Genomic DNA, 18,901 nt, shown 5'->3' with positions numbered 1-18,901 from the left:
GGCGGGCCGGCATTGGCCGCCGGAACGCTTCTGGTCAGGTCTCCAGAACCGACCTGATCTTCGTGGCCAGCTGTTCGATGGTGAACGGCTTTCCGATCAGTTCCACCCCGGGATCAATCACGCCGTTATGCACGACGGCGTCGCGGGTATACCCCGAGGTGTAGAGTATCTTGAGGTCCGGCCGCCGGCGGAGCGCTTCCTCGGCGAGCTTGCGACCGTTCATGTCGGGCATGACGATATCGGTGAAGAGCAGCGTGATTTCGGGATGGGAATCGACCAGCCTGAGAGCCGCGACCGCGCCTTCGGCTTCCAGCACGTGATAGCCCAGCTCATTCAGCGCATCGACGCTGAACCGGCGCACGGCCGCCTCGTCCTCTACAACCAGGATCACCTCCTGTTCCTCCCCCATGGGGAGAAGGCGGGCCGTGATCCCCTCAGCCGCGACATCCTCACCGATGAAGCGCGGAAGATAGATCTTCACGGTCGTGCCCACTCCAGGTTCGGAGTAGATCTTGACGTGACCGCCGGACTGCTTGACGAATCCGTAGACCTGGCTCAGCCCAAGCCCCGTCCCCCTGCCGACCTCCTTGGTCGTGAAGAAGGGGTCGAAGGCCTTGGCAATCACGTCTGCCGGCATGCCGGACCCGGTGTCGGACACCGCTATCAGCACATACTGACCGGCCGGAACCCCGAAGTTGGCGGCCGAATACCGATCGTCGAAAAAGGCGTTCTGGCTCTCAATCGTCAGTCGCCCACCCTCCGGCATTGCGTCTCGCGCGTTGACAGCCAGGTTGAGGACCACGTTCTCCAGCTGATTGCGGTCCGCATGCGTGCGCCACAGACCTGCGGCGAGCACGGTTTCGAGGCGAATATCCGTTCCCAGTGAGTGCGCCAGAAGCTCCGACATGCCGGGAACCAGCGTATTGATGTCGAGCACTTCGGGGTTGAGCGGCTGCTGGCGGGAAAAGGCGAGGAGCCGCTGGGTCAGCGAAGTGGCGCGGCTGGCGCCTTCGAGAGCGGCATCGACATACCGCCTGGCCCGCGCATCGTCTGCTCCCAGGCGCCGGTTCAGCAGATCCAGCGACCCGACGATGACGGCCAGCATGTTGTTGAAGTCATGCGCGATGCCGCCTGTCAGCTGGCCCACGGCTTCCATCTTCTGCGATTGGCGCAAAACCTCCTCGACCTGCTCACGCTCCGCGATGGCCTGGGCCACCCGCCGCTCGAGATGATGGTTGAGCTCCAGCAACTGCGCTTCGGAGCGCTTGCGCTCCGTCACGTCGATGGCGGTTCCGATGACTCTGAGGCACTGGCCGTCCTCGCTGAAAATTCCCCTCCCCTTGGCGGCCACCCAGCGGACCACACCGTCTTCCTTGCCGACGGTACGGTATTCGACATCGTACACGGCTCGGCGTTCGGGGTCGGCTGCAGCCGCGTAGCCCTGCAAGGTGGCTTCCAGATCATCGGCATGGATGCCGCTGTAGTAGTCGGCCATGGTCACCGGCACCTCGGGCGATATCCCGAACATTGCCTTGACGATCGGCGGCCAGATCAGGGCATCGTGGATCACATCGACGTCCCAGAAGCCGATCTCGGCCGCTTCCGTCGCCAGGCGCAGCCTCTCCTCGTTCATCGTGAGTTCGGCACGCGCGCGCTGACGCTCGGTCAGGTCCAGCATGGCGCCGATCATGCGTATGGCGTTGCCGGTGGCGTCGCGAATTATATGACCGCGGTCAAGGATGGTCGCGTATTGGCCACTGGCCCGGGCAAAGCGGTATTCATCCGACCAGTTGTCTGCACGACCGTCAATGGCCGCCTGGATGCTGTCGTGAACACGATCCCTGTCGGCAGGATGTATATGCTCGATCCACCATTCGCCCGTGGGCTCTACTCCGGAGAGCTTGTGGCCGTGCACCGTTTCAAGCGCTTCGTTCCAGGTCACATGATTGGTGGCGAAGTGCCAGTCCCAGATGGCGTCGTTGGTAGCCCGGCTGACCAGATGGTAACGCTCTTCGATCGCCGCCAGCGCGTTCTCCGCTTCCGTTCGCTGCTGGACCTCCTTGCGCAGGGTTGTCTGCGCCGTTGTTTCCGTCACGGTGTCGAGCATGCCGACCACCTCGCCGCCCTCATCCCGTATCGGGCTGTAGCAGAAGGTGAAGTAGGTTTGCTCCAGATAACCACGCCGGTCGATGATGAGCGGGAAATCCTCGATGTAGGTCGCCTTACCCGCGAACGCGTCCTCCACAATGGGCGAGATAGAGGCCCATGCCTCGCTCCACACGTCGCTGAAGGAACGCCCTAGAGCCTCCGGCTTCTCACCGAGGATTTCCAGGAATGCGTCGTTGGGAATTGTAATGAGCGACGGCCCCCAGACGATGCATTGGGGAAAACGGGAGGCGAGGATCAGATTGGCAGCCGTTTTCAGCGCCGCCGGCCAGTTTTCAGGATCCCCGATGGGGTTTCCTGTCCAGTCGAACCGCCGAATTGCCTCGGCCTGTACCCCGCCACCTTCCAGAAAACTCATCATGGTGCCTTGATAGCGAGATTGTCGGCGCTGACCAGCCAGCCCTTCCCCGCTGTCACATCCCTAACACTGTTTTGCCGCCACGCCTGAGTCAAAAGCCGCTTGGATGTGCCGAAACGGGATTTTTCGGCGAGGCGTAGAGCCGGACGCCACGCGGCCCCCGTGCCTGCCCGATCCGTTACGGCGCCGCGTCGAAGCGTGGGGCCCGCTCGAAATCCGCCTTTCCAAACGGCCGATCGCGGAACAGGTATCCGTAGTAGAACTCCCGCAGGCGGCGATGGAAGTGGCGGATAGCGTCGCGATAGGCGAGTTGAGCGGTAAGGTCCGTCCGCGCCATGCGCGTCAACAGCGCCTGTACGCCGACCGAAGGCAGCACCCAGCCCAGGGTTCGAGCGGCCTCGTCCCGGGTTTCAAGACCGTGCCGATAGGCGCGCACCTGCTTGGCGACACTCTCGTCGCCCACCTGATGGAAGGCGAAGTACCACTTGTAATGGAAAGCCGTTTCCAGCGGCGGCGAATCGGCCCATTGCGGATGACCGGCGTAGAACCGGCGCATGGTCTCCGCTCGCGGGATATCCCATGCGCGATTGACCGCCTCCCGCTGGGCAAGGGCGATCTCCGCTCCCTGGTTGACCGGGATGGCGCGGTTTATGGCCACGTGCCCAAGCGTCGGCAGCACGAGCACGAGCACCAGCCAGAGCCCTGCCAGGGTCGCCGCGTTGGCGACGCTGCTCCAGCGTAGCCGGCCGACGAGCGCGCAGAGGCCAACCCAGAACAGCAGGTATGCAAGGACCAGCAGCAGGACGATGAGGATCGCGCCCGGCGAAACGCCCGACATCGCCGCGGCTAGCGCGAATGGCAAGCCGATCGCGGCCGACAGCAAGCCGAGGCGCAGCAAGCTGCGGCGTCTCCACAAGGCCGCGCCCCCATAGGGGAGTGCCGCCAGGGTTCGCCAGCGACCGGCCTCCCGTTCGCCCGAAACCAGATCGTGGCACAGGGCGATGACGAAGAGCGGGGCAAGGAACACCAGCACGAAGGCGAAATCGAACCTGCCGGGCAGAGCCAGCTCGGGGTTGAAGGTGTCGCCATCGTAGATCTGCGCTTCGAGCCCCAGCGCCCGGACGCGCAGGATGTAGGGAGAGACGTCCCGCATGCCCAGGGCCGCGAAGGCAAGCGGCGACGGCGCGTTCCAGGTCGGGTGGAAGCTGTAGTAGGCGGCGCTGCCCGCGTCCTTCTCCCTGTCGACCCAGGCTGCGATGGCGCCGATGTCTTCGGCCTGCGCGGCCGGGATGGCAGCGATGGCAGCATGCTGGCGCGACACTTCGGCCATGCCTGCCCCCAGGGCCGCAACGGTCAGCACCGCCAGCAGGGCGAGCGCGATCATGGCGAGGCGCTGGCGCAGCAGCAGCCGGGCTTCATGCCTCCAGAGTGTCATTGGCGCTCTCCCAGGCGGCGGGTGGCGATGGCGAGAGAGGCCCCCGCGAAAACGAGCCAGCCGAGGATGACGGCAAGTCCCGGAAGCGAGCGGGCGGCGAGCGTCGCGCCGTCGGGTGCGCGATAAGCGAAGTCCGGCATTTCCTCCCAGTTTCCGGCGGCGACTCGCTTGCGGCGGTCAGCGCCTGCATCGCGGGCGGTATCGTCGGCATACGTGACGCCATCGGCCTGCAGGCGATTGAGCCGCTGGACGAGATCATAGCGGTAGGCTTCTGCCTGTTCGAGGAAGCCGCGATGAGCCGCGAAATCCGTTCCCGCCGCCGCCATCGAGAGGGAGCGCAAGGCGATGGCCGGGCTGATCACTCCCACCGCACTGACGATCCCGTTCTGAGCCCCCTGCGCCGCGTAACTTTCGCCGCTGTAGCGGTCGAACAGCGCGGAGGTGACTTTCTCACCCTCCACGGCGAGCAGACCCTTGTAGTTGACCGGCAGGTCTTCCACCCGCGTGACGCCGTAGCGCTGCAACACCGAGCGCTTGAAGGCAGCGAAGTGCGGATCATCCGGGTTGTGGGAATCGCCCATCTCTCGCAAGTCGCGTGCGATGGCCACTTCGGTCTGGAGCCGGTTCTGCAGGGGCACCGCAGCACTGGCGATATCGGTTGCGACGCGCGGCAGAAGGACGACGCTCACCGCCCAGATCGCCACAAGCGCGAGCAGCGCGTCGCGGCTGCGCCCGACCAGTGTGGAGACGAGCACGATGACGGTGACCCACAGCAGCAGCCATGCGCCATATCCGAGGACGATCGCCACCGTTGGCAGGATCGCCGCGCCCGAGGTGGCCGCCAGCGCGGCCAGTCCCAGGATCGCGGGCAGTGCCACCAGCAAGGCGACAGCGCCGAGCGCGCGCAGCTTGCCGCGCACGATCGCACCGCGCGTCGCGCCCTGCATCATCAGCACACGCAGGGTGCCCCGCTCCGTTTCACGCGCGATAGCGCCATAGCCGAGGAAGATCAGCAGCAGCGGCGCCACGGCCTGCAGCACGAAGGCGGGGGTCAACTGCCCGAAGCGGACCAACAGCGAACTCTGGTTTACGTCGCCGAAATTGGCTGTGTTCTGCCGATGGCCTTCAAGGAACATCGAATTGCCGGTGAAAGCGTCGACACCGGGGTCGAACGCCGCGAGCGCGCTCAGAGGGCGGAAGATGAAGGTGCCGTAATGCACCACGCGGTGCGGATGCCGGTCTGGCTGCGCGTCGAAGGCCCGTTCGGCCTCGTGCTGCTGGCGCGCGCGCAGATCCTCGATCCCCTTCTGGTGCGCCCAGGAACTCGCCACCGCGACCAGGGTCAGCAGCACCAGCAGCAGGCAAGCGATCACGGCGACACGGTTGCGGCGCATCAGCCGCAACTCGTCGCGCGCTATGAGCGAGGTCGGATTCATGCCGCCAGCCTCTGCGTGGCGACCGCAAAGCGGGCGTGGAGCGCACGCACGTCAAAGCGATCGGGGCCATGCGCCACCACGTCCTCGACGATGCGCCCGCTCTCGAGGAAACAGATCCTATCGGCGATGTCGGCCGCGCTGAGCAGATCGTGCGTCACCATCAGAACCGCGGTGCCCCGTTCGCGCACGGAGAGGACAAGCGCGTTGAAATCGGCCGTGGCGCGCGGATCAAGGCCGGAGGTCGGCTCATCGAGCAGCAGCACCGGCACCTCGCGCAGCAGGGCCACGGCGATGGCGACCTTCTGGCGCATGCCCTTGGAAAAGGCACCCAGCCGCTGCCCCCAGGCGCGCTCCTGCAGGCCGGCGGCGGCGAAGGCCTCGACGATGGCCGCGCGATCCTGCTTTCCGCCGGAGAGGGCCAGCAGGTACTGCGCGTTCTCAACGGCCGTCAGATGTTCATAGAGCGCGACGTTTTCCGGCAGATAGGCGATCTGGCGGCGAGCCGCGTCGGGAGCTACGCCAGGATCGACGCCGCAGACCGAGACGGCGCCCGCGTGTGCCTTCACGAACCCCAGCAACGTCGAGAGCGTAGTGGATTTCCCCGCCCCGTTGCCGCCCAGCAGAGCCGTTACGCTGCCCTCAGGCGCAGAAAGGGAAAGGCCATCCAGGACGCGGTGGTCGCCGTAGGTCACGGCAAGGTTCTCAATCAGGATCGGCGGCGCCGTTTCAACCATGATGTTTCCCGAATATTGCTGATATTTTCAGGGCTTCTGCAGATTGCCCACCTCCTGCCGCATTAGTTGTGATGATGCAACATATCATTGACGAGCCACCGCTGTCCTGACAAAAGCCGCCTCGAACGAGGAGGCACAGCGCACCCCGTCATACATTCGTCGTGGGGATCTCATGCGTCATTTTGCCAAGGACCGCCGGCTGCTGGCCGGAACTCTGCCGTTCGCCATTGTGCTGGCGCCTGTAGGTCAGGCGTTTGCAGAGGAGGCAGAACGTGATGGCGAGGAACGCAACGCCGCCATCACGGTCACCGGAGTGCGCCAGGCCTACCGCGGCAACTTCGCGGTTTCGGAGATCCCTCAGTCGATCGCCGAGATCGATGCCGAGACGCTCGAGCAGAACACCATCCAGCGGCTGACTGACGCGCTCGACCTCAACGCATCGGTGGTGCGGCAGAACACGCTCGGCGGGCTGTGGGACTCCTTCGCAATCCGGGGCTTTGCAGGGGACGAGAACATGCCCAGCGGCTATCTCGTCAATGGCTTCAACGGCGGACGCGGGTTTGGCGGGCAGCGCGACGTGGCCGGGATCGAGCGGGTCGAAGTGCTGAAGGGTCCCGCTGCCGCGCTGGTCGGACGGGGCGAACCGGGCGGCACGATCAACCTCATCACCAAGCAGGCCGAACTGGGTCGCACCTTCGGTACGGCTGCCGTACAGTACGGCAGCTGGGACCGGGTGCGCGGCGAGGCTGACGTCAACGTCGCGGTGACAGGCGAGCTCACCCTACGGCTGATCGGCTATGCCGAGGACGGCAACACCTTCCGCGATCACATCCAGCAGTCGCGCTGGGGCTTCCTGCCTTCGGTCGGGCTCGCGCTCGGGCCCGACACGCGCCTGACGTATGACTTCGAGAAGACGCGCGTGGCCGTGCCTTTCGATCGCGGCATCGTCGTGCTGAACGGCAATTTCGATACTGTGCCGCGCTCGCGCTTTCTTGGCGAGCCGGGCGATGGCGACACCGTAGCCCGCGCCGAAGGACACCAGCTGCGCCTGCAGCACGAGTTCAGCGATCGCTGGAGCCTGCTCGTCGGCGGCAGCATCCGCGACACGCTGCTCACCGGCTCCTCCTCCGATGCAGAGACGGTGCCCTCGCGCCAGGCGCTCTATACCGACGGCCGTTCGCTCTCCCGCCAGCGCCGGTCGCGTCGCTACGATGCGAACCACAAGGTCGTGCGCGCCGAGCTTGCCGGAGAGTTCGCAACCGGATCCCTGCGCCACCGCGTGCTGATCGGTGCCGATCACGACGAGTTCACGTACGACAACTACTTCACACGCTACCGTCCGCCGACGCTGATTTCGAACCCGACCGAACAGCAGGGCAATGTCATCGACATTCTCGATCCCGTCTACGGCCGCTTTCCCCTGCCGGCCACCTCCGTCACGACCGACCGCACTGACCGCCAGCGTGCGACCGGCGCCTACGTGCAGGACCAGATCGAGATCACCGACCGGCTGCAGGTCCGCATCGGAGGCCGCTACGACCGGGTCACGCTGGAGACCGACAACCGGCTGACCGGAGTGGACAGCCGCCGCACCCGGAGCCGCTTCAGCCCGCAGGCCGGTATCGTCTACAGGCTGAGCGATCCGCTGACCGTCTACGCCGCCTATGGGCAGGGCTTCCGCGCCAACGTGGGCACTGACGTGAACGGGGTGATCTTCGACCCTGAGACAAGCGAATCGATCGAGGCGGGGCTGAAGCTTACCCTGCTTGGCGGTGCGCTCAACGGAACGCTTTCGGTGTTCCAGCTCACCAAGGCGAACGTTCTGGCGACCGACGCCAACAACCCCGGCTACTCGCTCGCCATCGGCAAGGCGCGGAGCCGCGGCGTCGAATTCGATCTAAACGGCCGCCTTCCCGGCGGCCTGGACGTGCTGCTAAGCTACGCCTACGTCGATGCGGAAGCGCGTTCGAGCATGCTTGATCCGAACTATTCCTTCCAGATCAGCCCCGGCGATCCGCTGATCAACATCCCCCGGCACAACCTCAACATGCAGGTCGCCAAGACGTTCGCCGTCGGCAAGCGGGAGGCGCAGCTCGGCGCAGGCATGCACTACGTCGCGAAGCGGTCGGGCGAGACGGGCACCGATTTCATGCTGCCCTCGCACACACTGTTCCGCCTGTTCGGCAGGGTCGAGGTGATGGAGCATATCGACCTGTTCGCCTCTGTGACCAACCTCTTCGACGAACACTGGTACGCCAACAGCTACTCACCGCTGTGGGTGCAGCCCGGCACGCCGCGCACCGGCACCGTGGGCCTGCGCGCCCGGTTCTGACCGCAGGAGAACACATCGATGCTGAAGTTCGCCACGATCGCCACCACTCTTGCCATGACCACAGCGGCGGTCGCGGCGGAGCCGGTGCCACCGACCGTGCTGCCGCCGGCGCTGGCGTGGTCGGGTGCGAGTGAAAAGCTCGTTGCTCCTGCGGGCGATCCATGGATCACCCCCGCCGAAGCCGCCGGGTTCCGCACGACGCCGCGCTTTGACGAGATGCGCAGCTGGCTGGAGCACCTCGACAAGGCCTCGCCGCTGATCAGCGTAGCGAGCTTCGGCAAGACCGGCGAGGGTCGCGATCTGCTGATGGTGCGTGCCAGCAAGGGCAGTGCCGGCAAGCCTGTCGTCCTCGTGCAGGCGGGCATTCACTCGGGCGAGATCGACGGCAAGGACGCGGGCCTCATGCTGCTGCGCGACATCGCCATGCGCGGAAAGCAGGACCTGCTCGACAGGGTTGATCTTGTTTTCGTGCCGATCCTCAACATCGACGGGCACGAGCGGGCAAGCCCCTGGAACTTCCTCCACGTGCGCGGGCCAGACGCCAAAGGCACTGAGGGCAACGCGCGCGACATCAATCTCAACCGTGACTACTCGAAGCTCGACACGCCCGAAGTGCGCGCCATCGTCGCTCTGCTGCAGCGGCTGGATCCCGTGCTTTACATAGACTGCCACGTCAGCGGCGGCTTCGACATGCAGTACGACGTCACGTATACCTACGCTGGCTGGGGCAAGTACGCACGCCACCGTGCCACGGCGCTCTGGCTGGAGCAGCGCTTCGGCCCCACCGTGAAGGCGGCGTTGACCCGCGCCGGGCACGAGCCGATCATCTATCCCAGCCCGCTCGACACCCGCGATCCGCAGAAGGGCATTCGCTACAGCCCGGAGGGGCCGCGCTATTCGACCGGCTATGGCGACTTCATCGGCGTGCCCACCGTGCTGGTCGAGAACCACATGCTGAAGCCTTACTGCCAACGCGTGCTCGGAACCTACGTGCTGCTGGAAGCGGCTCTCGAGCTGGCGGCGCAGGACGCCGATCGGATAGCGGAGGCAAAGGCGATCGACCGCGCCGAGCGGCCCGTGCAACTGCTCACGCGGTGGACGCCTGCGAAGCAGCCGATCGGTTGGGTCGACAGGTTCAAGGGCGTTGCCTTCGACACGTACAGGTCCCCTGCCACCGGACGGATGGAGCAGCGGTGGACCGGTAAGCGGATAACCTTCCGCATGCCGATCATCGGGCAGGATCCTGTCGAATCGGTTCGCCTGCCCGTGGCGTGGCTGGTTCCCGCCGCCCAGAGGGAAGTCATCGAGAAGTTGCGCCTTCACGGCATCGGTTTCGAAGCCCTGGCTAGCGACCGAACCCTGCCGGTGGACACGGTGCATCTCCAGGACGTGAAGCTGGCGAAAGCGCATGATGGGCGCATTCCCGTCGAAGCGCGCTTCACGCACGAACAGGCTGAAACGATGGTCCGGGCAGGCACTGTGCGGGTTCCGGCCGATCAGCCGCTGGGGCTGCTTGCGGCCGCTCTGCTGGAGCCTGAAAGCCAGGACAGCTTCCTCGCCTGGGGGCTTTTCCCCGAAGTGCTCTCACCCCCCGCCGGAACCGAGGACTTCGTCATGGCGCCGATCCTTGATGCACTGCTACAATCCAATCCGCAGGTTCGCCTTACCTTTGAGAGCAAGCTTGCAGCCGACGCCGCCTTCGCGAGCGATCCCGAAGCACGGATGGCGTGGCTGGCCGAGCGCCTGCCGCATCGCGACCCGTTCAGCCACGTCTACCCTGTCCTGCGGGAATTGCCGCAGGCTGGCGGATGAGTTCCTGCTGCGCCCGGGACGAGCGCCGTGCCACGTCCGGAATCCGCCTTGGCGGCGGAGATGAGCGCCGCGCGTTCAGCTGCAACGTGAGTCCCAGCTTCGCCAGGACTGAGCGGCCGACGGCTGTGCCGCCGCAGTACCGTCGGCTCACTGCCCTCCGGCGGTGAGCGCTGCCACGAGTTCCTTGACTTTCTTCTGCCGCCACTGCGGCACAGGCGCCACCAGCCAGTATCCGCGCCGGCAGGCGATGGGGCTCCCGATCATCTCCGCCCGGTCGTCGCCCGCAAGGCTTGCGGCGAGAAGTGCTGGAACGCGCGCGCGGCCCATGCCGGCAAGCGCCGCAGCAATCGCCTGCCCCGCATCCCCCACCATGACTTCGGCTTTTCCGTCGTCACCGCCCTGCTCCTCCTTGCCTGCCGGCTCCGGATCACCGGGCCAGCCGATCCAGTCGCCCCGGCCCACTTCGACCCACGCCGCAGCCCCCAGCGCGACCCCCTCCAGATCGCCAGGCCCATCGGTCCAGCGCACGGCAAGATCAAGGTTCGCTTCGGTGAAGTCCGTGCGTTCGCCATCGACGATGACGTAGCGCACCTGCGGGTTTTGAGCCCGGAACACGGCGAGGCGGGGGGCCAGCCACGCCGCGAAGAACTCCCGCGGGCAGGCGATGGTATAGACGTGGCTGGACTGGCCCGCCTGCATCGCCTGGACCGCATCCTCGAAGTGAAGAAAGCCGGTACGCAGCGCCGCGAGCCCGGAACCGGCCTCCTCGGTGAGTTCAAGGCCCTTGCTGGTGCGGCGGAACAGCACGACGCCGAGCAGGTCTTCGAGGGCGCGGATCTGCTGTCCGACCGCAGCGGGCGTCACAGCCAGTTCGTCAGCAGCCCGGGTGAACGAGAGATGCCGCGCGGCAGCATCGAATACGCGCAGCGCGTTGAGGGGCAGATGAGTGCGCTTCATGACGCTTCCCTATGCGCCGGCCGTTGCACAGGCAAGCGTCAGGGCGCGGTCAGCCCGCCGTGGCAGGGGCCGCCAGCGGGAAGAATGGTATCTGTGCGATGAACTCGGACCCGTCGGCCCGGCGGAAGGTGTAGTAGCCTTCCATCGATCCCTGTGGGGTGGAGAGCGGACATCCTGAAACGTAGTCATGGCTGCGGCCGGGTTCGAGCACCGGCTGTTCACCGACCACCCCGTCTCCCTCGACCACATCGACCTTGCCGTTGGCGTCGGTGATACGCCAGTGCCGGTTCATGAGCTGAACCGTACCGTCCGTGTCGTTCTCGATGCGGATATGGTAGACCCAGAACCACTTCCCTGCTTCGATGCGCGATTGCTCGGGCAGGAAGCTGACGGCCACCCGTACAGTGAGGCTGTCAGTGATGGCGGTGTGCTGGAAAAGTTCCTTCATGACACGGATAGCCTAACGACGGTTTCGTCAGGCTACAACCGTGCAGCAAGGGACAGGTTCCGGGTTCCGACCTTAACTCAGAGCCCTGCCTTGCTCAAGGCCTGGTCCATGTCCTCCATGAGGTCGCCGATGTCCTCAAGGCCGACGTTGATGCGCAACATGCCTTCGCCGATACCCATCGCCTCGCGCGCCTCGGCTCCCATGTTGTGGTGGGTGGTGGAGGCCGGGTGGCACATCAGCGAACGCGAGTCCCCGATGTTGTTCGAGATATCGATGAGCTGCAGCGCGTCGAGCAGGGCGTGGGCCTGCTCCCGCCCACCATCGAGAACGAAGGAGAAGATCGGCCCGCACGCGTCCATCTGCTTCATCGCCAGTTCCTGCGCCGGGTGGCTGTCCAGCCAGGGATGCAGAATCTTCGGCACGCGCTTCTCGATGAACTTGCCCAGCGCCAGAGCGTTCTCGCTCTGCTTCTTCGCGCGCAGGTCGAGCGTCTCCAGCCCCTTGAGCACGACCCACGCGTTGAACGGCGAAAGGTTCGGTCCGGTGTTGCGCTGGAAGGGCAACAGCTTGTCGTTGACGAATTCCTCCGAGCCACAGACTGCGCCGGCAAGGACCCGGCCCTGCCCGTCCATCAGCTTTGTCGCTGAATAGGCGACGACATCGATGCCGAACTCCATCGGCCGCTGCAGCGCCGGGGAACAGAAGGCGTTGTCAACCACGGTCGTGATTCCGTGGGCCTTGGCGATCTCTGCGATAGCCGCAAGATCGGCCACGTCCATCGTCGGGTTCGCCGGGGTTTCGAAGAAGAACACCTTGGTGTTCGGACGGATCGCCGCCTCCCACTGTGCGGTATCCGATGCATCGACCACCGTCACCTCCACGCCGAAACGGGGAAGCAGGTGATCGCCCAGCCAGCGGCACGAACCGAAAGCCGCGCGCGCGGTGACCATGTGGTCTCCCGCCGAGAGCTGGCACAGGAGCGCTGCGGTCATCGCCGCCATACCGGACGCTTGCGTGCGGCAGGCTTCGGCCCCTTCCAGAAGAGCGATGCGCTCCTCCAGCATGGCCACGGTCGGATTCTGCAGGCGCGAGTAGGTCATACCGTCCTGCTCACCCGCAAAACGGGCCGCGACGGTCGCCGCGTCATCATAGCTGTAGCCGGACGTCAGGAAGAGCGCCTCGCTGGTCTCACCCATTTCCGAGCGCCAAGTGCCTCCGCGGATCGCGCGGGTTGCGGGACGCCAGTTGCGGGTCTGGCTGCGGTCCTGTCCGGTCGTGCGTTTCATGGCCCATGCCTCTAGGAGCGCACGGTTGATAGCGCAAGCCGATGCGCTTGCCCTGCGGCTGCGAGCCGCTTATCCGCCGATCCGATGTCTCTCTTTCGTCAAGATCGCGATCCGCTCGGCTGGTGCCTGCTAGTCGTTGCGGCTTTCCAGGCGCTTGTTCTGTGGCGGCTCGGCACGCCGACGCGATACTACTTCGACGAGATCCACTACGTTCCCGCCGCGCTGAAGCTGCTGGAACTCATCCCGGCGAACCGGGAACATCCGCTGTTCGGCAAGGAGGTGATCGCCGCGCTCATTCACCTGCTCGGGGACCGGCCGCTGGCATGGAGGCTCGGACCGGCGCTGTTCGGCGGACTGGGTCTGCTCGCCTTCTCCCGCCTCGTCTGGCTTGTGTCGCTGCGGCGCCGCGCGACGATCCTGGCAACGATCCTGCTTGCCACCAACTTCATGTGGTTCGTTCAGAGCCGCATCGCCATGCTCGACATGATCTCGGCCGGCCTTTGCATGGTCGGGCTGTGGCAGTTTGCCGCCGCCTGGCGCGCGCGACGCACCGGCATCGCCCGCCTGCATCTGTTCGGCAGCGGACTGGCGCTCGGCCTGTCCCTCGGCGCCAAATGGAGCGGCGCACCGGCGCTTGCGGTCCCCGGCCTCGCCTTCCTTGTCATGCGCGTCGCGGAGACCGGCCCTGCCTTCATCGGCAAGCGCGGCGCGGGCCCGATCAAGGGTGTCAGCCTCGTCGAGGCGGTGCTCTGGCTCGGTCTGCTCCCGCTCGCCGTCTACTGGGCCACGTATATCCCGGCGATGTTCTACCCTCACCATGCCATCGCGCCGCTCGGCGTCGTCGAACAGCATGAGCTCATGGTGCGCCTGCAGGACAGCGTGAAGAAGCCGCACCCCTACAAGACCTACTGGTATCAGTGGGTCCTCAACCTCCGCGGCATCTGGTATCTGTTCGAGAACGTGGACGGCGCGCACCGTGGCATCGTCATGATCGGAAATCCGCTGGCGATGCTGGCGGGGCTGGCAGCGTTCTTCTGGGGGCTCTGGGCCGCCGCTTTCCGGCGCCGGCGCGACGTCCTGTTCTTCGCTGTCCTCTATGCGCTCTGCGTCGCGATGTGGATCTTCAACGGCAAGCCGGTGCAGTTCTACTATCACTACCTGCTGCCGGGCGCCTTCCTGATGGCGATCCTTGCGCTGGCGCTCGACGCGCTGTGGGACCGCCGCGATCGCTGGCGGCTCGTGCCGCGGGGAGTCTTCGGGTTGTCTCTGGCGCTGTTCGTGCTGTTCTACCCGATCATCTCCGGATGGCCGCTGCCGTTCAAGGATGCCTACAACTTCTGGATGTGGCTGCCCACCTGGCGCTGATGGGCCGTCGGTCGTGGTCTCAACGGCGGCGGAGGCGCAGAACCAGCGCTGCGAATAGCGCGCCCAGCGCTGCCAACGCCATGTCCTTCTGCGGATCCCACACGTCGCCCTGCTGTCCATTGTAAGCCAACGCATCCGGCCCCGCCATGAACACCGTCAGCAGCCACTCGAAAACTTCGTAGACTGCGCTGGCCGCCAAAACGAACTCGACCGCGATGTACGTCGCAAGGCCGCGTGAGAGCCCTTTGTGACGCGACAATCCTTCGGAGGCGGGATAAATCAGGCACGCGCCGAAGCTGAAATGGACCAGCCGGTCCCATGCGTTCCGCTCCAGCCCCAGCACCTCTGCGGGGGACGGCACGCCCAACGCGCGGGCCCAGTCCTCGTAAGGGACAAAGGAGTAGATGTAGCGCCCGCCGAGCGTGTGCAGCCACAGGAACACGCAGACGCAGAGCACCGCACCGGTCGGCATGGACCAGCGCCGCAGCGCGAGCCATAGCCCCGCGACCACCGCCAGCGTCGGCAGGTTCTGCAGCGGGGCGAGGCGGGGATACGGCGCGTCGACCAGGCTCAGCAGCGCCGCTGCGGCCGTGAAGCCAAGCAGCGCCGCCTGAGCACGCGGCAGGGTCAGTACTTGCCCCAGACGAACTTGGACGAGAGCGCGAAGTTGAAGACCGAGGCGAGCAACACGCCGGTCACAACGGCGAGCACATCATGCACGCCGATGGTCTTCAGCACCGCGGCAGAGCCGATGTTCGTGAGCAGGCCCAGCGAGCAGGTCAGCGCGAACTGCGCCCAGCCACGCATCAGCGGCCCGAAGCCGCGCAGGCGTTTGTCGGAGTACGTCAGTTCGTTGTTCAGTACGAAGTTGAACGTCATCGCGACGAGTGCGGCGATGGTGTTCGAGATGTTGAAGGTCGTGCTTTCCGACCAGTTGCCGTAGACGAAGCGCTCTCCGAAGACGATGTGGAGCATGATCCACAACACCGCCAGCTGCACCACAACGCCCATGGCACCCACGGTGCCGAACAGCGCGAAGCGGGTCGGGATGATCCGGCCCAGCCACTTGTCGTAAAGACCCACGAGGAATTCGAACACGACGGTCTGGTCCAACTTGCTTTCGCCTTCCGCGCGGGCGGCGAAGTTGAGGGGGAATTCCTTGACGCGCAGCGGCGTTTCCACCGTCGCCAGGATATCGAGCAGAATCTTGAAGCCCACGCCTGAAAGACGATGCGCGTCGGCTCGCAGGGTCCGCGCACGCAGCATGAAGAACCCGCTCATAGGGTCCGTCAGTTCAACGCCGGTCACCTTGTTGGCGATACGGTTGGCAAGACCGGAAGCCTTGACGCGGTCGGGGCGGCCCCAGGCGTCCGTGCTTGCACCTTCGGCAAAGCGGGACGCGTAAGCCAGGTCGTATTCGCCCGAAGTGATGGCCTGCAGCATCTGCGGAAGCAATTCGGGATCGTGCTGGTGATCGGCGTCCATCACCGCAACAACCGGCGCGGCGGTCGCGCACATGCCCTCGATCGCCGCGCTGGCAAGGCCGCGGCGGCCGATCCGCTGAATGCAGCGTACGCGGGGGTCGACCAACGACAGGCGGCGGGCTTCGTCCGCCGTACCGTCCGGGCTGTTGTCATCCACGTAGATGGCTTCCCACGCGACACCGGCCAACGCCTTGTCGAGTCGCGCGACCATCGTCGCGATGTTCTTGCGCTCGTTGTATGTCGGCAGAACCACCGCCAGCTCGAGCGGCTTCGCAGGCGGCGAAACGGCTTCAGCGGCGGCTTCGGCAGCCTGCGCGAGATCGGAACTCGAAATGTTCATTAGCCCTGTTTTTATGTCTGAATCGTCAAGAAACGATTATTGCGTACCGGCGCAACCTTTACAGGCGCGCGAGGACCGCGTCACCGATTTCCTTCGTGCCCGCTGATCCGCCAAGATCGCCGCCCTTGATGCCATCGGCGAGAGTCGCGGCGACAGCCGCTTCGATCCGCGCCGCCTGCTCCTCGAGGCCGAAGGAGTGGCGCAGCAGCATCGCCGCCGAAAGGATGGTGGCCATGGGGTTGGCGAGCGCCTTGCCGGCGATGTCCGGCGCCGAACCGTGGATCGGCTCATAGAGGCCGAACTTGCCTTCCGCCAGGCTTGCGGAAGCGAGCAGGCCGATGGAGCCCACGCACATGCTCGCCTGATCGCTGAGGATGTCACCGAAGAGATTGCCGGTGACGATCACGTCGAAGGCGCCGGGATTCTTCACCAGCTGCATCGCCGCGTTGTCGACGTACATGTGAGTCAGTTCGACGTCGGGGTATTCCTTCGACACCTCGATCATCACGTCGCGCCACAGCTGCGAGGTTTCGAGCACGTTGGCCTTATCGACGGAGCACAGGCGACCGGAACGGCCCTGCGCCGCCTTGAAACCGGCATGTGCGATGCGGCGCACTTCGTCCTCGGCGTAGGACATCATGTCCCAGCCCTGGCGGCGGCCGTCTTCCAGCGTGCGCGTGCCCTTCTCGCCGAAGTACACATCGCCGTTAAGCTCGCGCACGATGAGCAGGTCGATCTTGCCCGACACTTCCGGGCGCAAGGTCGACAGGTCCTCAAGGCCTTTGAACACCGTGGCGGGCCGCAGGTTTGCGAAGAGGCCGAGCTCCTTGCGCAGGCCGAGAACCGCCTGCTCCGGGCGGAGCGCGCGCTCCAGATGGTCGAGCGAAAAATCACCCACCGCGCCGAACAGGATCGCATCCGCCGAGCGCGCGATATCCAGCGTCGCTTCCGGCAGCGGGTGGCCGTGCCTGCGGTACGCGGCCCCGCCGACGTCGCCTTCGACGAGTTCCATCCCTTCGATTTCAAGCGCCTGGAGAACGCGCACAGCCTGTTCCGTGACCTCGGGACCGATTCCGTCTCCGGCAAAAACAGCAATGCGCATAGTCGTACCCCTCAGCTTCCGATCCGGCCCAGCCGCTCGCGCAGCAGGACGCGCGCCGCCATAACGTCTCTTCTGCGATCGGCAAGCGCGTAGCGCGCCAATTCGCGCCCCACACGATCGAACGCCTCGAGAAGAGCGCCCCAGTCTCCGTCAGGCGGACGGGCGACGCGGGCGCCGTAGCCGAGTTCGCGCAGCACGAGCACTTCGTACCGCAGCAGGCCCATCGCCCAGCCGCGCGCGGAAGGGGCGACGCAGACGGCCTGGAGCAGGCCTGACAAAGCCTCGAACAGCGCCGGAAAGGCCTGTCGCTCCGGCAGCACCGACGCGGCGAGCGCCGTGCTCCAGCTGATGGCCGCTGCCGGAAGAGGCTCGGCAAGCCAGGGCGCACGGCTCTGCAGAAGCTCCACGCGCGCAAAGGGAAGCTGCGTGTCCGACCTGGAGCGCAGCTCGGCATCAACGGTATTGCCCGGGATCAGGACAGGACGAAGCAGGCGTCCCCTGCCCCCCGCGACATAGGCGCCCACCAGCCCGTGCTCCGCCGTGAGAAGCCGGGCGACGACGGCAGCCTCTCCATGCGGCAGGGCGGCACAGACAATGGCGGGAGCGCGAAAGTGCATGGCGCCTGGTGTTAAGGCTCAGCGCCATGGAGCAAACGCGGGGAAAACATTCGCTCCTCAAGACGACGCGAGATCAGCGCCGGTCCAGAGCCGCTCAGAGCGGCGGAGTCAGCTTGGCTTCGAGCGCTTCGATACGAGCCCTCAGCGCTTCCGATTCGGCCCGCGCCGTCGCCGCCATTTCCTTGACGGCTTCGAACTCCTCGCGGCTGACGAAGTCCATATCGCCCATGAACTCCTTCACCCGCTCCCGCGCGCCTTCACGCGCTTCGCGGCCCATTCCGGCCAGTGTGCCGGCGGCGCTGTTCATCATCTTGACGAAGTCGGCGACAAAGGGGTTTTCGCTTTGCATGGACGCTAGATGGAGCGCCCGCGCCCGCTGTGCAAGAGGGTTGTGCACGCCGCCTCAGATCGTGAAACGCTCCACCGCGCCGGAACGCTGCACGCCGTCGAGGTCCGGATTCGCCTGAAGGAACCCGAAGTTGAGGTATGCGGCGAAGGCGAGCCACAGCACGTACGGCACCAGCAGGGCCCCGGCGAGGGGCCGCACACGGGAAAACAGCAGCGCCGTCAGGATCGCCAGCAGCAGCAGCACAGCGATCACGACAAGCGCGGCGCTCATCTGGTGTGCACCGAAAAAGACGGGCGACCAGGCAAGGTTCAACGCGAACTGCATGGCGAAGACCGTCACGGCGGGACCACGGCCGCGCGCGCCGCGTGCGGAAAGGATCATCGCCAGCGCCACTCCGAGCACGGCGTACAGCACGCTCCACACGATGCCGAACAGGGCCGGCGGCGGGAAGGCCGCAGGCTTCACCAGTTCATCGAACCACAGGTTGCCGGGGCCGCTTTGCGAAACGGCGCCGGACAGGAAGCCCAGGAGCATGACCGCCGGTACGCAGACGAGCGCCCAGCGCATGAAGCTGGCGCGCAACTGCCCCGGGGAGGCAAGAAGGTTCATGTCGGCAGGGTCATCTGCACTGGCGGCTCCCGAATCGCGGTAATCCAATTCCGGCGCGGGTTGTGAAGCCG

The 18,901-nt window shown here is 65.7% G+C and carries 16 protein-coding genes; 3 read left to right on the top strand and 13 right to left on the bottom strand.

What is annotated here, in order from left to right; genetic code table 11:
- Positions 1-34: 34 nt before the first annotated feature.
- From C2R25_RS07220 to C2R25_RS07205, 4 genes are all read right to left on the bottom strand, one after another.
- Complete coding sequence (locus C2R25_RS07220) at positions 35-2,527, bottom strand: PAS domain-containing sensor histidine kinase (RefSeq protein WP_103728496.1); 2,493 nt, start codon at positions 2,525-2,527, stop codon at positions 35-37.
- A 175-nt stretch (positions 2,528-2,702) separates the two neighbouring features.
- Positions 2,703-3,959, bottom strand: coding sequence for a DUF3526 domain-containing protein (locus C2R25_RS07215; RefSeq protein WP_103728495.1), 1,257 nt, complete (start codon positions 3,957-3,959; stop codon positions 2,703-2,705).
- Positions 3,956-5,395 (bottom strand): DUF3526 domain-containing protein, encoded by a 1,440-nt coding sequence (locus tag C2R25_RS07210; RefSeq protein WP_103728494.1) that lies wholly within the window; start codon positions 5,393-5,395, stop codon positions 3,956-3,958. The genes C2R25_RS07215 and C2R25_RS07210 overlap by 4 nt, the downstream gene beginning before the upstream one ends.
- Positions 5,392-6,129, bottom strand: coding sequence for an ABC transporter ATP-binding protein (locus C2R25_RS07205; RefSeq protein WP_103728493.1), 738 nt, complete (start codon positions 6,127-6,129; stop codon positions 5,392-5,394). The genes C2R25_RS07210 and C2R25_RS07205 overlap by 4 nt, the downstream gene beginning before the upstream one ends.
- A gap of 172 nt (positions 6,130-6,301) precedes the next feature.
- Between C2R25_RS07205 and C2R25_RS07200 the strand changes: the two genes are divergently transcribed.
- Together C2R25_RS07200 and C2R25_RS07195 are read left to right on the top strand one after the other, a co-directional pair.
- A complete protein-coding gene (locus C2R25_RS07200; RefSeq protein WP_103728492.1) occupies positions 6,302-8,461 on the top strand; it encodes a TonB-dependent siderophore receptor in 2,160 nt (719 codons plus the stop codon).
- 18 nt (positions 8,462-8,479) lie between these two features.
- The gene (locus C2R25_RS07195; protein ID WP_103728491.1) at positions 8,480-10,273 is read left to right on the top strand and encodes a M14 family metallopeptidase; all 1,794 of its coding nucleotides are present in this window, start codon (positions 8,480-8,482) and stop codon (positions 10,271-10,273) included.
- Between the two features lie 147 nt (positions 10,274-10,420).
- On the opposite strand, the gene C2R25_RS07190 is transcribed toward C2R25_RS07195, so the two are convergent.
- The 3 genes from C2R25_RS07190 to C2R25_RS07180 form a co-directional block, all read right to left on the bottom strand.
- A complete protein-coding gene (locus tag C2R25_RS07190) occupies positions 10,421-11,230 on the bottom strand; it encodes a LysR family transcriptional regulator (RefSeq protein ID WP_103728490.1) in 810 nt (269 codons plus the stop codon).
- A gap of 49 nt (positions 11,231-11,279) precedes the next feature.
- Entirely contained in the window at positions 11,280-11,678 is a 399-nt protein-coding gene (gene apaG / locus C2R25_RS07185) for a Co2+/Mg2+ efflux protein ApaG (protein WP_103728489.1), read from the bottom strand.
- A gap of 77 nt (positions 11,679-11,755) precedes the next feature.
- Positions 11,756-12,964, bottom strand: a complete 1,209-nt coding sequence (locus C2R25_RS07180; RefSeq protein ID WP_103728488.1) for a PLP-dependent aspartate aminotransferase family protein — start codon at positions 12,962-12,964, stop codon at positions 11,756-11,758.
- Between the two features lie 84 nt (positions 12,965-13,048).
- Here C2R25_RS07180 and C2R25_RS07175 point away from each other — a divergent pair, with 84 nt between their 5' ends.
- Complete coding sequence (locus C2R25_RS07175; protein WP_103728487.1) at positions 13,049-14,329, top strand: phospholipid carrier-dependent glycosyltransferase; 1,281 nt, start codon at positions 13,049-13,051, stop codon at positions 14,327-14,329.
- 19 nt (positions 14,330-14,348) lie between these two features.
- Here the strand turns inward: C2R25_RS07175 and C2R25_RS07170 are convergent, their stop codons facing one another.
- From C2R25_RS07170 to C2R25_RS07145, 6 genes are all read right to left on the bottom strand, one after another.
- Positions 14,349-14,840 (bottom strand): DUF2238 domain-containing protein, encoded by a 492-nt coding sequence (locus C2R25_RS07170; protein ID WP_255400449.1) that lies wholly within the window; start codon positions 14,838-14,840, stop codon positions 14,349-14,351.
- Between the two features lie 116 nt (positions 14,841-14,956).
- Positions 14,957-16,153, bottom strand: a complete 1,197-nt coding sequence (locus C2R25_RS07165; RefSeq protein ID WP_103728485.1) for a glycosyltransferase family 2 protein — start codon at positions 16,151-16,153, stop codon at positions 14,957-14,959.
- Positions 16,154-16,211: 58 nt separating this feature from the next.
- Positions 16,212-17,255, bottom strand: a complete 1,044-nt coding sequence (leuB, locus tag C2R25_RS07160) for a 3-isopropylmalate dehydrogenase (protein ID WP_103728484.1) — start codon at positions 17,253-17,255, stop codon at positions 16,212-16,214.
- Between the two features lie 11 nt (positions 17,256-17,266).
- A complete protein-coding gene (locus tag C2R25_RS07155; RefSeq protein ID WP_103728483.1) occupies positions 17,267-17,872 on the bottom strand; it encodes a DNA repair protein RecO in 606 nt (201 codons plus the stop codon).
- A gap of 94 nt (positions 17,873-17,966) precedes the next feature.
- Positions 17,967-18,221: an accessory factor UbiK family protein gene (locus C2R25_RS07150; protein WP_103728482.1), complete on the bottom strand. Its 255-nt coding sequence runs from the start codon at positions 18,219-18,221 to the stop codon at positions 17,967-17,969.
- A 54-nt stretch (positions 18,222-18,275) separates the two neighbouring features.
- Positions 18,276-18,830 (bottom strand): TspO/MBR family protein, encoded by a 555-nt coding sequence (locus tag C2R25_RS07145; RefSeq protein WP_103728481.1) that lies wholly within the window; start codon positions 18,828-18,830, stop codon positions 18,276-18,278.
- Positions 18,831-18,901 lie beyond the last annotated feature (71 nt).

The organism is Novosphingobium sp. HII-3 (assembly GCF_002916655.1).
GTDB lineage: Bacteria > Pseudomonadota > Alphaproteobacteria > Sphingomonadales > Sphingomonadaceae > Novosphingobium > Novosphingobium panipatense.
The sequence above is the reverse complement of the archived record's forward strand: the minus strand, read 5'-3'. Positions and strand labels throughout refer to the sequence as shown.